Annotated in this window: 11 protein-coding genes; 4 read left to right on the top strand and 7 right to left on the bottom strand. The window is 35.1% G+C overall.

The annotated features are described in order from the left end of the window. Positions 1–2: 2 nt before the first annotated feature. The 3 genes from M900_RS01690 to M900_RS16825 form a co-directional block, all read right to left on the bottom strand. The gene (locus tag M900_RS01690) at positions 3–464 is read right to left on the bottom strand and encodes a chemotaxis protein CheW (protein WP_021273428.1); all 462 of its coding nucleotides are present in this window, start codon (positions 462–464) and stop codon (positions 3–5) included. Continuing rightward, entirely contained in the window at positions 464–3,250 is a 2,787-nt protein-coding gene (locus M900_RS01685; protein ID WP_021273396.1) for a chemotaxis protein CheW, read from the bottom strand. Before M900_RS01685 ends, M900_RS01690 begins: the two co-directional genes overlap by 1 nt. 90 nt (positions 3,251–3,340) lie before the next feature. Beyond that, positions 3,341–4,468 (bottom strand): hypothetical protein, encoded by a 1,128-nt coding sequence (locus tag M900_RS16825; protein ID WP_021273449.1) that lies wholly within the window; start codon positions 4,466–4,468, stop codon positions 3,341–3,343. A gap of 71 nt (positions 4,469–4,539) precedes the next feature. Between M900_RS16825 and M900_RS01675 the strand changes: the two genes are divergently transcribed. After that, positions 4,540–5,175, top strand: a complete 636-nt coding sequence (locus M900_RS01675; RefSeq protein ID WP_021273247.1) for a class II aldolase/adducin family protein — start codon at positions 4,540–4,542, stop codon at positions 5,173–5,175. Here the strand turns inward: M900_RS01675 and M900_RS01670 are convergent. The 3 genes from M900_RS01670 to M900_RS01660 are packed head-to-tail and all read right to left on the bottom strand — an operon-like array spanning position 5,165 to position 9,569. Then, positions 5,165–6,079, bottom strand: a complete 915-nt coding sequence (locus M900_RS01670) for a hypothetical protein (protein ID WP_021273074.1) — start codon at positions 6,077–6,079, stop codon at positions 5,165–5,167. The two genes, M900_RS01675 and M900_RS01670, sit on opposite strands and share 11 nt — an antisense overlap. Next, the gene (locus M900_RS01665; protein ID WP_021273130.1) at positions 6,076–6,909 is read right to left on the bottom strand and encodes a DUF455 family protein; all 834 of its coding nucleotides are present in this window, start codon (positions 6,907–6,909) and stop codon (positions 6,076–6,078) included. The genes M900_RS01670 and M900_RS01665 overlap by 4 nt, the downstream gene beginning before the upstream one ends. Further along, positions 6,909–9,569: a helicase-related protein gene (locus M900_RS01660; RefSeq protein ID WP_021273490.1), complete on the bottom strand. Its 2,661-nt coding sequence runs from the start codon at positions 9,567–9,569 to the stop codon at positions 6,909–6,911. The genes M900_RS01665 and M900_RS01660 overlap by 1 nt, the downstream gene beginning before the upstream one ends. 109 nt (positions 9,570–9,678) lie before the next feature. On the opposite strand from M900_RS01660, the gene M900_RS01655 reads away from it, so the two are divergent. The 3 genes from M900_RS01655 to M900_RS01645 are packed head-to-tail and all read left to right on the top strand — an operon-like array spanning position 9,679 to position 12,975. Further along, the gene (locus tag M900_RS01655; protein ID WP_021273381.1) at positions 9,679–10,665 is read left to right on the top strand and encodes a nitronate monooxygenase family protein; all 987 of its coding nucleotides are present in this window, start codon (positions 9,679–9,681) and stop codon (positions 10,663–10,665) included. 5 nt (positions 10,666–10,670) lie between these two features. Further along, a complete protein-coding gene (locus M900_RS01650) occupies positions 10,671–11,921 on the top strand; it encodes an MFS transporter (RefSeq protein WP_021273341.1) in 1,251 nt (416 codons plus the stop codon). A 1-nt stretch (position 11,922) separates the two neighbouring features. Then, positions 11,923–12,975, top strand: coding sequence for a saccharopine dehydrogenase (locus M900_RS01645; protein ID WP_021273305.1), 1,053 nt, complete (start codon positions 11,923–11,925; stop codon positions 12,973–12,975). 14 nt (positions 12,976–12,989) lie between these two features. Here the strand turns inward: M900_RS01645 and M900_RS01640 are convergent, their stop codons facing one another. After that, positions 12,990–15,023, bottom strand: coding sequence for a M3 family metallopeptidase (locus M900_RS01640; protein ID WP_021273400.1), 2,034 nt, complete (start codon positions 15,021–15,023; stop codon positions 12,990–12,992). Between the last annotated feature and the right edge of the window lie 5 nt (positions 15,024–15,028).

Raw genomic sequence — 15,028 nt, 5'->3', positions numbered from 1 at the left:
TTTTACCCCTTTATATCTATTGAAAATATTTTCTTTAAATCTAATAAAATTAATAAAGTTTCTTCTAGTTTATACACTCCCGAAATATACTTTCTAATGTTCTCATTAATTGTTTCCGGAATTGTTTCAAATGTGCTTTGTTCTACATCAATCACATCTAAGATTTCATCAACCATAAGTGCGTACAAAGAGTCTCCACTACGAACAATGATGTTCATATGCTCTTCTGATTCACGATCTTCAATCTGAAATAATTTTCTCAAATTTATTGAAGTAACTATCTGTCCCCTAAGATTAATCAATCCCGTAACAAAGTCCGGAGACAAAGGTACAGGTGTTAAAGGCTGAGGCTTAATAACTTCTTGCACATCAAGTACCGAGATCGCGTATTGTCCACCGCGAACTTTAAACCCGCAAAGCTGTACAATATCCTCATTAATTACCATACTGATACTATCACTCATTATAACTCCATTAATTTATTTACAATTTTTAACGCTTCCCCATTCTGTTGCTTATCAAAACAGAAATCAAAACCTGCTCTAGTAATCTCCTCTCGCTTCTTGCTTACAATCGATGAAACAGCGATCACGGGGATATCTACGTACTTAGTATTACCTTTAAGCTTCCTGATCATTTCCCACCCTGTCATTATAGGCATATCAATGTCAGTAACAATGACATCTATCTTTTCTGTGTCTAATATCGAGAGAGCTTCACTTCCATTCATTGCTGTACATACAGCATATCCAGCCTCTGTATATAGCTCTTTTTGAACTCTTAAATACAATTGTGAATCTTCAACAACTAAGATATTCCCATGGGTTTTTTCTTTTTTAACTTGTTTCAGCGGTAAAGAATCAATTATGTTAAAGAGATCAAGGATTGTTATTGTTTTCTCATTAATGAAAGCTGTACCAACAAATTCATCACGATCTGCAGTCTCAGTGGATATTGGCCCTTGATTGATTGCAATATCTTTAATTTCAGAAACTGCAAAAGCAATCTGATGCCCTCTTACAGATACTACGACTGCAGGAATAGTTTCAGTGGTACCATCGAGAATAGATGGAGTCTTTATGCCTAATATTTTCTCTAAAGAGATTAGAGGCATTGCTTTATTTCGATATCTCACTAATGGACTGTTTCCACTCCACTCTACCTGTTCTCGCTTAAATTCCTCCAAACGATTAACGAGCATTAATGGGATGCCATATTCTCTTCGATCTTCAAGCGTACAAAGCAAGATTTCATCATTATAAACGACTAGTTTTTCACCAGCTTTTTCAGTTCCATCAATTTTCTTTTGATTCGAAACACGGCCAACAGTATTGAAGAATCCTAGAGCATCAATAATCAATGAAACTGATCCATCCCCCATTATTGTAGCACCACCATAGATTGAAAGTTCTTTCAATTCTTTACTTAATGGCTTTACAACGATCTCTTCAGTATCAAGTACTTGATCAACAATTAGGCCGTATGTGTGTCCTTCAGCATTTAATATAACAATATTAATATCTCCCGAAAGCTCTTTATCACTTTCAAGATTTAGACAATGATTTAATCTAAACACAGGTATTAAATCACCTCTTAGTCTAAAAAATTCACTTTCATGGATAAGTTCAATTTTTTTATCTTCACCTTCTTCAATTCTCACTAATTCAACTAAACTGATTTGAGGAATAGCAAATGTTTCATTGGCACTTTCTACAACTAAAGCAGGGACGATTGCCAAAGTTAGAGGAATTTTCAACTTGAAAATAGTTCCTTCTCCAACATTAGAGTGAATATCAACAGACCCACCAATCTTTTCAATATTCGATTTTACGACATCCATCCCAACACCACGACCAGAAATGTTAGTTACTGCTTCCGCTGTCGAGAAACCTGGAGAGAATATGATATTTAGAATTTGTTTTTTACTTAATCGCTCTGCTTTTTCTTTACTCAATATACCCTTCGCTATTGCTTTATTGAGAATTTTCTCAGGATCAATACCATTTCCATCATCACTAATTTCAATAGTAACCTGTCCTCCTTCATGATAGGCGCGAATATTTATTGTACCAATTTCTGGCTTACCATTCGCGACTCGACTTTCAGGCTTTTCTATTCCGTGATCCACAGCATTTCTCACTAAGTGAGTAAGTGGATCACGTATTGCTTCGAGAAGTGTTTTATCAAGTTCAGTTTCTTTACCCGTTATATTTAGCTTAATCGACTTTTCTTGTTGTCTTGATATATCACGTACAACGCGCTCAAATTTACTGAGTACAGATCCTACAGGTTGCATACGAGTTGTCATGATATCAGTTTGAAGTTCAGTCGTGATTGCATTTAACTGATGAGCAAGACGGCTTAATTCTGGCGATGTATCTTGATTTGCACACTGTAGGATTTGATTTCGATTTAGGACAAGTTCACCAACAACATTCATAATCTTGTCAAGAAGAGCAACATTTACTCTCACAACTGAATCGACAAGATTTCCTTTAGACTCTGAAATTTCTACCTTGGCCCCTTCTACGTCTTGAACTTCCACTTCATTTTTCTTGAATAGTTCATTCTTTAGCAATTCAATTTTATCCCTTAATTTTGAATTTTTCCCAGGTGCTACTTCATCAATATTTTTAACAGTATCTTCTACTGGTACTTTTTCCTCTCTAAGCTTTAAAACATCTGATGATTTTTTCTCTTCGATATCGTTTTTTGCATTTACGGGCTTTGCAAATATCTTATCTTCTAATTCATTTAATGATGACATCAAATCTTCATCAAATTTCTTCTCTTTAAAACTAAGATCGATTTCATGATTATCTTCATCATTAATTATTATATCATCTTCAATTTCAACAGCTTCGCCCGAATCCAATCGCTCTAACTTTTCGAGTAACTTATCAAAAGTTTCACTTCCTTCATCACCTGTACTTTCAATTGAATTTAAAATTACAATGCACGCATCAAAACTCTCTAGCAGAACATCTACTGTAGTACTGTCTGCACTTAGTTGTTGCTCACGAATTTTATCTAAAATATTTTCACTTAGATGCGTAATGTGCTGAAGAACTTTAAGGCCGAGAAAGCTAGCACTTCCCTTCAATGTGTGAACTTTACGATAAATTGAATTGAGTAATTCAGAGTCACCACTATTTTTTTCAAAATGTGTTAACTCCTCATTGATATTTGAGAGATTTTCAAAAGACTCCAGTAAAAATTCTTTTACTATAGGAGACGATTTATCATGCATTTCTAATCCATTGTTTATAAACTAATTTGATTTGGTTCGCTTAATTTTATCACGTCAAAGAAGTTTTTAAACAATGAACTTATTTCCCTATTATTTACAGTCAGGTATCTCAACAACCATATTAATATTATACAACTGAAGCAGTCGACAATCTTTCGCAGTCGCAAGAACTTTAAAGTTCGAACACTCTGGTGTCTTCCCCGTACTCTTTGCCCACTTATAGTTTTTCATACATTGAAAATGAGCTTCTTTATTCACACAAGCCCAGTGACGCCCTTTACAATTGTAAACTAAAGATTCACCAAAGTTTTCATAGTTTGGTGGTTCTACATACTCAAGCTTTTCTTGTTCTTTTTGACTATCATCTTCGACCTTTTGAATAATGGCAGTTAATTGACTGTCTAAGTTATTTGCTCCACTATTTTCATCAAGTTCATTATTAAGCTGATTTTTATCATCTTTTACTTCTTGAACTTCTGCTGTGCTATCAAAGTTAAGCTCACCTAAATTAGGTTCTTCAACAACCTGAATTGGAGCTTCTTCTTTAGGTTCTTCAGGAACTTTAATCTCTTCATTAGCTTCAGGCTCATCAGAAACTGTGGGTGCTACAGCGACTTGTTCAGATATCTCGTTTTTTGCTTCAACGACTTCTGTTTTAGCCTGCTCCTCTTGAACAGGAGTTTTTACTCTAGTTTCAACAACTGCGGCTTCATTTTGATTTGTAGCTTGATCAACAGCTGGCTTTTGCTTTACTTTATTTTTTTTATTCTTACGTACAATTGGCACAGGTTCAGGAATGGGTTCTTCACCAGCTTTCATAAATTCATCAGCGGCCATGTAGACTAATGCAAGAATCACGATGCCATAAATGATTTTCTTTTTCTTTTTTGCATTTTCTACTTCTTCATCATCCTCATCTTCGTCTTCGTCATCCTCTTCGTCCTCTTCGTCCTCTTCGTCCTCTTCGTCTTCTTCGTCTTCTTCAGAAGCCTCAGAGTCTTCGGGCTTATATTGAGGATTTGTAGCTTCTTCAAGAAGTTCTTTATTTATTTCGAATTGCCCGGTTGCATCCTCAGATGACCCATCAAATTCAGTTTCTTCATCTTCATCTTCATCTTCATCTTCATAATCATCATCATTAGTTTTAGCCAGAAACGGAATCTTTTCTTTTATCGGTGCTATTTTATCTTTAAGTTTGTCTAAAAAACTTTCGGCCACCAGGCCCTCCCTTTACACTGTGATTTCAAGTAGGTATATCTATCTTATCGTATTTTTTTTGGAGTGCTTAAATGACTTTAGATGAAGGTGTTATTAAGTTCGATTTTAGTGACTATTACAAGACTGAATCGATCAACAATAAATTCGTAACTAACATTGAAAAATATCGTAAAATGCTTTTCGATCTGAAGCTCATTGGCTTCTATGAAATGCATCAAGTAGGCTATGGAAACATCTCTGAGCGTTTTAATCTCCAAGAGTTTCGTCAGACAAAGAAACCACAATTTGTCATTTCGGGGACTCAGACAGGACACCTTCCAGATCTCGACAATACACATTACACACTAGTATTAGATTATGACCTTGATAGAAATAAAATAGCATCGCGTGGAGCAATTCTTCCCTCAAGTGAGTCTTTAACTCATGCAGCCATCTATGAAGTTGACGATAATATTGGAGCGGTTGTCCATATTCATCACGAAGATTTATGGAAGAAAATGATTTTAGCAAATGAACCATTTACAGCAAAGGATGTTCCCTACGGAACTAAGCAAATGGCAAATGCTGTTCAAGAACTCGCTAAAAAATATCCTGGTGCTGGATTTGCAATGGCAGGACACGATGATGGTATTGTGACTTATGGTAAAGATCTTAACGAGGCGTACAACCGTTGCCTTACTCTCTACAATAAGTATATTACACCTTAGGAATATAGTAAGATTTAAGCTTTAGATTATCTGGTGAGATTTGAATTCCATTAATTGGCTTTGTAGAGATAACAAACTCACCCTCTCCAAACATTTCTGTTAGAGACTTAATCAACAACCCCATCGTTTTGCGATAGTTAACTTCAACGATTTTGTACCAATGACTTTTCCCATCTACATCATAGATCAATGAATCAAATTGAATGACACCTTTCGCACCACAAGCTCTGAGTTTAGCAAATATATCTTTAAATTCTTCTTTAATTGAATCCTCACGACTATTTAAATACTTTGAAAATGAATTTACTCCAACAAGATGCCCACCGCGAAAGGTTCCATTCGCCCCAATTGTATTTGTGCATATGAAATAAGTATCATTATCTAAATCTACGGTAACTCCGAAAGTTTGCTTTACATTAAGAAGAGGAGCAATCACCCCTTTCTTAAAATTATAAAATTTTCCTGATTCATATATACAACTACCAATTCCAGAAAAATTATATTCTTCTCTAAAGAAGTAACTTCCCTGATTTTTAAGTACTCTATCAAGTTTTTCTTGAGATCTCACATCTGTTACAAAATCAGGAATAAGATTTGTTCCATTTAGAGTTTTTAATATATTGATCTTAGATATGAATTTTTCCTTTCTTTCATATTCATCAAAGTTTCCCCACCAAGGAGAAATCCCTTCTCTGTCATTAGAAATCTTAGGAATTACACAACCAAAACTTTTAAGTTTTTCAAGATATGATTTAGAATAATTTTCAGTAGTGTATAATGTCGAATTTTCTACCTTATTAATAAAGAAATAGACCCACTCGAAAAGTGATCTATTTTTGTAAGAGAAATCAATTGTACGATTTGGAAAATTGACATCAAAATCAAAGTTTACAATGTCGCTCACTTCTCGTTCCACTCTTTACGATTAGTAACAGTAAACTCGTCACGATAATCTCTAATCTTTGAAACAAAGTCCTCATCCATACCGCTCTTTACTCTCCCTTCAAAATCAAAGATTGTTCCCTTTGATCTTGCAGGAGTAAGAAGATCTGGTAGGCTATCAACATAATACTGCCAAAGACTTTTATCTTCTTTCCATTTATTGAGCCAAGTTACTCCGAAAGCAACATGCGAGATTTCATCTTGATAGACAATATCCATAATTTTAGCTGTTTTATCATCATCTACAGCAGCAAAAATACTTCCATAATTTTTCGCAAAATCAAGATTTGCAGCTTCAAAGGTTAAAGATATTACTGCAAGATATTCATTAATTGATTTCATTTTTTGCATTTGGCGCCAAAAGAAGTCATTAACAGGGAAGTCACCAAAATCAATTCCGAAGTCATTCATACGATGACGATAGAGTTTGAAATGCTTTTGCTCATCTTTTATCGTTTGAAGAATTCCCATTCTAATTCTTTTTGAATAATTATCATTCAATGGGAGATATAAAAGAGCAGCAGCCATCATCTCAATTGCCAACAATTCATGATTGGCAAAAAAATGAAGAGCAAGGGCCTTGCGGTCATTTAAATGTAAAGTATTCTTTCTTGGAAATTTAATTTGAGTAGAACTAAAAGAAATGCGCGGCTCTCGCGCCGGCATCAAGTCTTTAAGCTTTTCAAAATCTGCAGTGCTTCCATCAAGAGAAGTTACAACAGATGGATCTAATAGCTTATCTTCAATACTAGAAGAGTTTAAAATCAGCTTTGCATATTCAATAACATTCATTACTTCTTAGTAGATTTTCTTTTTCGGCTTGGTCTCTTCTTACCAGAAAAAGATCCACCTTTTCCTTTGCTACTTCCGCCTCTATTTCCACTGCTCGAACTACCAGGTTTGCCTTTACCCTCACTATTGCGACTAAAGTTTGGTCTTCCTCCACTTCGACGAGAGCGGCGTCTTTCGAAGCAGCTTTCACATATAGCGAACTTAGAGTCTTCTGGCAATTTACAACCACAACTCGAGCACGTTGGAACAATCTTTTCAGAGAGAAGATTATTCAGTTTATCAATCGCTAATTGTTTATTATCGAGAAGATTTGTTTCATCGTAATCAAAGTGTTTATTATTAAAATGCCTTGATAGCCATTGGTACAACTCAACACACTTAATCGATGTCTCTAAATAGTCAATATCATTTGATGTCGGATCAATCGAGTCATTAATAATTGCTTCTGAGGCCACATACTTATTAAGTATCCACATGTAGTACTGAACATGCTCAAGTAACCCTAGATTAACTGGAGCACAAGCAAAACCAAAGATCTCAGCATCAGTTAAAATTTCTTTCTTATCTGCTTCCTCTACGGCTTCAGCTAACTCGATCATCTCCTTCATATCAACACAGAAGAATGGTTGCTTAAAAGTCATTGTGTTAAAAAGTCTTAAAAACTCAGAAAGTTTTAACTTTGGTAAATTATTTGAAATTAAAGCAGTATTGACTTGATTAAAAATATCTAAATCGGGTCCAACCATACACTGAGTGGATTGGCCAAGGGTTCCTTCGAGAGCTTCATTGATTATTTCTAATCCATCATCTACTTTGTTGAGACAAGTTACGAAACCACGAGGAAAGCGTTGATATCTTCCGGCACGACCTGCAATTTGTTTTATTTCTGAATTAGAAATTTGAAACTCTTGAGAATCAACATATTTATTTAGCGTAGAAAAAACAACTCTTCGTATTGGAAGATTCATTCCCATAGCAATTGCATCAGTTGAAACCATTATATCAGTTTCACCTTGATCAAATTTTCGTGCCTGCTCTCGCCTTACTTCAGGAGAGAGTCGTCCATAAACAATTGAAACTCTAAACCCTAATCTTTCTAGGTCTCTTTTAAAACGTAATGCATTTCTTCTTGAAAAAACAATGAGTGCATCATGCTTTTCCATGTCAGCAAGAACAATTGGTCTTCTCTGAACTTCGAGTTCAGTCATTCTTGTATAATTTTTAATAATAAGTTCATCACCACATAATTCAGTGATAACCTTAATTAAATCAAGTGCGGATGCATCTCCACACAAATGCACTTCTTCAGCAAAAACGTTTACAAGTGCCCTTGTCCACGCCCACCCTCTTGATGAATCTGTGATCATTTGAATTTCATCAATAACACAGACATCAAAATATTCAGTAAGCCTCGCCATCTCAATTGTTGATGAATAGTGAGTAGCTCCCTCTCTTTCAATAACTTCTTCACCTGTTAGCAGTGTTGTTATTGCTCCCTTAGAGTTCAATGTATCATAAAGTTCTGCAGCAAGAAGTCTCAGAGGAGCCAGATAGCATCCCTTCTCAACCGAAGCCAACTTCTCAATTGCATGATATGTCTTACCTGAGTTTGTTGGTCCCATATGATAGACAATTTTTCTTTTGATTTGTCTGGCCGCAGAATGAACCCAAAATTCTCCTAAATACTCTTGAAGAATTTTTGATGACACATCTTTTTTCTTTAAAATTACAATCGACTTAACAAACTTTTGAAACTCTCTCTCAATAAATTTTTCATTTTTCCAAAAGTTAACACCAAGAGATCTGAAAAACTTATCGTATTCTTCTTCAGTAATTAGATCTGAGCTATATTCATTCTTATATAAATATTCATCAAAAATAAATGTTAGATTCTTCCTATGTTCAGCACAAAGAGGGGAAGGATAATTAAACTTACTCTTTAAAATTTCCTTCGCTTGTGTTTCTAGACGATTTAAAGAAGATCTCTTTAATTTGAAACGTGCTTTATAAAAATTCTTATCTAATTCCTTATGCATATTATTGAATAGATCTGAGACAAATCCCACACCCACATCAATATTTTTTCTTATTTCCTCTTCTCCATCGTTGATGATTCTTAAACTCTCATCAAAGATAATGTCTCTAACTTTTGCACGAAAAGAACCCGTACAGTTAAAACACTGGCACTTAAGGTCAGATACTTTTAAATCACTAATATCTCCAGATTTAATAAGTTCCGTAGTTTGCTCATGTGAAATTTTCTTATCGTTAATCCATCTATGGAATCCAGCTCTATGAATGTCTAGAACTTTTGTATTAATTCCACCATCTTGACCGAAGAAAAACATCTCTTTTTCTGGAATTAGGCAATCGTCCAAGAACGTAAGATCAAGAATATTTTCTCGAGTTATTAACGAATTGAATGATGTATAATCTGTTGAGAAGAACTTAAGCAATGAAGGATACTCATCAAAAACATTCCAAATTGGTGTAATCAAATCCTTCAGAAAGTTCAGAACTATTTCCGCATCTTCAAGAGAGCGAACATAACCATCTTCTTCTGAAAAATTGTTCACTTTAATAACAGTTTTTCGTTCAGTTTCTAAGTTTCTTTTTAATTCTTCAAAATCCACTAAAGGGAGTAATTCTTTTATTGCCATGCTTTAAAGTTACGTGAGTATTTCAGTTTGTGCAAGCGCTTTCCCTCTTTGATATCCTTGCTAATAAAAGTATAATAAATCAAATATTTTATTCCCAAAAGGAGATCCCATGATCAATACATGGCTAACTGAAACATTCAAAATTAAATATCCAATAATAATGGCTCCAATGTTCCTTGCCTCAAGTAAAGAAATGCTTATTGAAGCTGCTAAAGCTGGTATCATGGGCTGTATTCCTGCTGCAAACTGGAGAACACCTGAGTTATTTGAAGAAGGAATACAAGAGTTAAAAAAAGAATGCCCAGGTCCATTTGGAATCAATCTCATAGTAAACAAGTCAAATATCTATCTCGCAAAACAAATAGAAATTTGCGAAAAATATGTGCCAGACTTCATTATCACTTCCCTTGGAAGTCCTGAGGAAGTCATAAAGAAGTGTCGCCCACAAGGTACAAAAATATTCTGTGACGTAGTTGATGTTACTTACGCACAAAAAGTTGAATCCCTTGGAGCCGATGCAATTATTGCCGTTAACTCAGGTGCTGGCGGACATGCTGGCCCAGTTCCCACTTCAATTCTAGTTCCAATGCTACAGAAACACTGTAAAATTCCAGTTATTTCTGCAGGAGGTGTTGGAACAGGGTCAGGTCTCCTTAGTTCTCTATCTCTTGGTGCTGAAGGTGTTTCAATTGGCAGCCCATTCATCGCAACTGATGAAAGTCCTGTATCTGAAGAATATAAAGATGCTGTTGTTAAATATGGTGCTAAAGATATTGTTATGACTAATAAAATATCGGGAAGTGCATGTACAGTAATCAATACACCTTATGTTCAAAAAATTGGTGTAAATCAAAATTTTATTGAAGCTTTCCTAAACTCTAATAGACAGTTTAAAAAGTATGCAAAGATGCTAACTTACTACAAAGGAATGAAAGCTGTTGAGAAAGCAGCATTTGCCGCAACTTATAAAACAGTTTGGGTGGCTGGCCCATCAATTGAGTTTATTACAAAGAAAGAAAAAGTTAGTGATGTTATCTCACGACTAATTAGTGAATACGAAGAAGCATTAGAGACTTTCAAAAATAAATTAGGGTAGTAATTGTGGCCCTGCCAAAAGTTTTAAAATATCCAAATTTTAAGAAGCTATATCTTGCGGGCTTAACTTCAGAGTTAGGCTCATTCATTACAGAGACAGCCTTAATGCTCGTGGTTTTTGAGCTTAGTAGTAATAACAAGTCCTACTTAGGTGCTGCACGTGCAGTGTTTCTCTTTTTCTTAACATTAGGTAATATTCTTGGAGGAGCTCTTGGCGAAAAGTTCAATCGAAGGAACCTCTTACTTTTTACAAATTATGGGAGAATTCCATTAGTTGCTTCTTTATTTTTTATCAAAGATGTTTATTGGATTATCGCGGTTGATGGCCTAATTGCTCTATTTACTGGGATCTATAATCCAACAAGACAAACCCTCGTCAATGATATAGTTCCTCAAAAAGATATACCAAAGGCAAATGCTCTTTTCGGATCAACATTTGCAATTCTGCACATGCTAGGTCCTTTTTTGGGGGCAACTCTTTATTCAACATTTAAAGGGATCCACGAAGTTCTAAGTTTTGATCTATTCACTTACTTTATTGGAATTTATCTTATTGGTACAATTCACTACACTCCCCCTAAAAAAGAAGAGAGTGGGAAGTCAATTATAAGAGAATCATATGAAGGCTTCACTTATATTTCAAAAAATCGTGACCTTGTAGCTGTTGTATCAAATGCTATTGTTGCAGGATTTTGTATTGGTTTTCTTATTCCCCTTATGCTGCCTTACTTCCTAGATGTTCTGAAACTTGACGAGCAGGCCTATGGAATAACTTTTTCATTCTTTGGTCTTGGTGGCGTAATTGGAGGCTGGGTTAGCCAGAAATTTCATGAAAAATATCTACCTGGAAAAATGATTGTTTGGTCACTTTGTACCGAACCAATTTTAATGCTTTTATGGCTCTACATTCCGGGTTTTTACAGCTCACTGATAATCTTTCTCTTATGGGGAATTGCAGTATTTGTGCGCATAACAAGTCAATTAAACTATGTATCAATAAAAGTTGATTCCAAATACCTTTCTCGTGTTTTTGCTCTTCTTGACCTCTCCTTTGTTTTTCCAAACATTGCCAGTGGAATAATCATCTCTATTATTGGGGATAAAATTGACACAGTAACAATTTTAAAAACGATCGCAATTATTTTTGCAGTTTGTGTTTTTCCAAGATTGCTTTTTAAAGATATGAAGTCACTTTACAATTCAAATAGTGAAGCGGCGCAAAGAGATACATCGATACAAGATAAAATAGAAGGATGATATGACTACAATATGGCTCAGAGACGAAGTAAAAGAGAATGAAAAACGTACACCTCTTACTCCACAAAATGCTGGAAAATTGATCAATGCTGGCCACCAGGTCATAGTCGAAGAATCGATAGATCGAATTTTCCCAATAGATGATTATAAAAAAATTGGTGCAACAATTGTACCTTCAAATTCTTGGATAACTAACGCTCCACTCGATGCTTTTATCTTAGGTCTCAAAGAGTTAAAAGAGGATACATTCAATCTTACTCATAAGCACATTTATTTTGCTCATATTTTTAAGGGCCAAGATGGTGCGAAAGATGTTTTTGAGAGATATAACAAAGGAGAAGGCATTCTATTCGATCTTGAGTTTTTACTCCAAGAAAATGGTCGTCGTGTTGCTGCTTTCGGATTCTGGGCCGGATATGTAGGAGCAGCTCTTGCCGTCGAAAATTACTGTCATCATCTCAAAAATGAACCTCCAGCAAGGCTAAAACACTATCAGAATAAGTCAGAATGGGTAAGTTTATTAAAGACTAAGCTTGACGGTATAAAACCACCGACATCTCTCATTATTGGTGCTCTAGGAAGATGTGGAACTGGTGCTAATCAACTACTCGAAGACCTTGGTCTATCATCAACAAAATGGGATGTAGAAGAAACAAGTAAAGGTGGCCCGTTTAAAGAAATCCTTGAACACGATATTTTTGTTAACACTGTCTTGATGACAGATAAAATAAATCCATTTTTAGATCAAGACATAATAAAGTTAAATACAACACTAAAAATTATTTCTGATGTCAGCTGTGATCCAAATAGTGAACTAAATCCCATACCAATTTACTCTAGTCATACAACTTGGGATGATCCAATAATCAATGCTTTCGAATCAGATATCAGTATCATTGCAATAGATAATCTCCCTTCAGCTTTACCAAAAGAAAGTTCAGAAGATTTCTCAGATCAGTTATTTCCTCACCTTTTAAATCTTTGCAACGAAGGTCTTAATAACTACACATGGAGACATGCTAAAGAAATATTTGATAAAAAAAGGGCACTCTAGGTGCCCATCTATTTTTAAAGTAAACCACTTCTTCTAAGTAAAGCATCAACCTTTGGCTCATGCCCTCTGAATTGCTTATAGAGCTTCATAGGATGCTCAGACCCACCCTTCTCCAAGATATTTTCTCTAAAAAGATCAGCAACCTCTGTATTAAATATTCCTTTCTCTTTAAAAAACTCAAATGCATCAGCATCTAGAACTTCGGCCCATTTATAGCTGTAATAACCAGCTGAATATCCACCAGCAAAAATATGTCCGAATGCAGTACTGCTTAGTCCACCATCGATTTTTGGAAGAAGTCTAACATCACGAGTAGCTTTCTCTTCATGATCTTCAACACTATCAATTGAAGATGGATCAGCCGCATGCCATGACATATCTAAAAGTCCAAATGAAAGTTGTCTTAAAGTTCCTTGACCTTCGCCAAAATTAGCACTTGTTTTAACTTTCTCAACTAGCTCTGCAGGGATTAATTCACCTGTTTCATAGTGCTTAGCAAATAAATCAAGACATTCTTTTTCGTAGGCCCAGTTTTCCATGATTTGAGAAGGCAGCTCTACAAAGTCCCAGAAAACATTTGTACCAGCGAGTGTTTCATACTTACACTTTGAAAGCATTCCATGAAGACCATGTCCAAACTCGTGAAAAAGAGTTGTCACTTCATTGAAAGTTAATAGAGATGGTTTAGTTTTTGTCGGTTTTGTAAAATTACAAACATTGGCCACATGTGGGCGAATATCAGTATTTCCATCGATATGCTGCTCTCTAAAAAGTGTCATCCATGCACCACTTCTCTTAGTTGCGCGTGGGAAGTAATCCCCATAAAAAAGAGCTACGTGGTTTCCAGCAGCGTCAGTAACTTCATATGTGATAACATCTTCATGATACTTAGGAATATCATTTCTTATTGTAAAGTTTAGGCCGAATAGTTTTTTAGCAACTTGGAAAATACCATCAATAACATTTTCGAGTTTAAAATATGGACGAAGCATTTCATCATCAATTGAATACTTTTCTTTCTTTAGTTTTTCAAAATAGTAAGAGTAGTCCCATGGCATAAGAGTAGTAATACCATCAAGCTTATTAGCAAAGTCTTTGATCTCATCGATATGCTCTTTTGCAGCTGGCATAGCCTTATCTTTAAGATCATTAAGTAATCCAAAAACATTTGATGCTTTTAGGGCCATTCTTTCTTCAAGGACGAAATCAGCATGTGTAGCATATCCTAGAATATTTGCTCTCTTATGTCTTAAAACCGCGATTCTTTTAATAATCTCTTGATTATCTCTCTCATCACCTTTACATGCTTTCTTAGAAGCGGCACGAGCGATTTCTTCTCTAAGCGCTCTATTTTCACAGTATGTTACAAATGGACCATAACTTGTGTAATCAAGAGTAAACACCCACTTTCCTTCATGTCCCTTTTCAGTAGCTGTTATCGCAGCAGCTTCAACAATACTTTCTGGAAGACCTTTAAGATCAGCTTCATTTTCAATAACTAGTTTATATTCATTGGTTTCTTTTAAAACGTTGTCAGAAAACTTTAAACCTAGAGTTGATAACTCTTCATCAATTTTTCGAACTTCATCTTTTTGAGCATCAGCAAGTAATGCTCCATTTCTAGCAAAATCCTTATAAGATTTTTCAAGAAGTGTCATTTGCTCAGCTGTTAATGCGAGTGATTCTTTTGTTTCATATACTGCTTTGATTCTTTCAAAAAGTTTTGCATCTAATCTGATATTATTAGTTGCAGCAGTAAGCTTCGGTGCAAACTCTTTTGCAATCTCAGTCATTTCATCATTAGTATGTGCTGAATGAAGATTAAAAAATACTCCTGAAACTTTATTAAGCATCTCTCCAGAAGTAGCATACTTTTCAATTGTGTTTTCGAAAGTTGGAGCTTCTGAGTTTGTTTTAATTGCTTCGATCTCTGAATTTAACTCTTCGATTGCTTTAGCAAGGGCCGGCAAGTAGTGCTCATTTTTAATTTCATCAAAAGGTACTGCTCCAAATGGTGTTTTATATTCTGAAAAAAATGGATTAGACATAATAT

Source organism: Bacteriovorax sp. Seq25_V, from assembly GCF_000447795.1.
Classification (GTDB): domain Bacteria; phylum Bdellovibrionota; class Bacteriovoracia; order Bacteriovoracales; family Bacteriovoracaceae; genus Halobacteriovorax_A.
The sequence above is the reverse complement of the archived record's forward strand: the minus strand, read 5'-3'. Positions and strand labels throughout refer to the sequence as shown.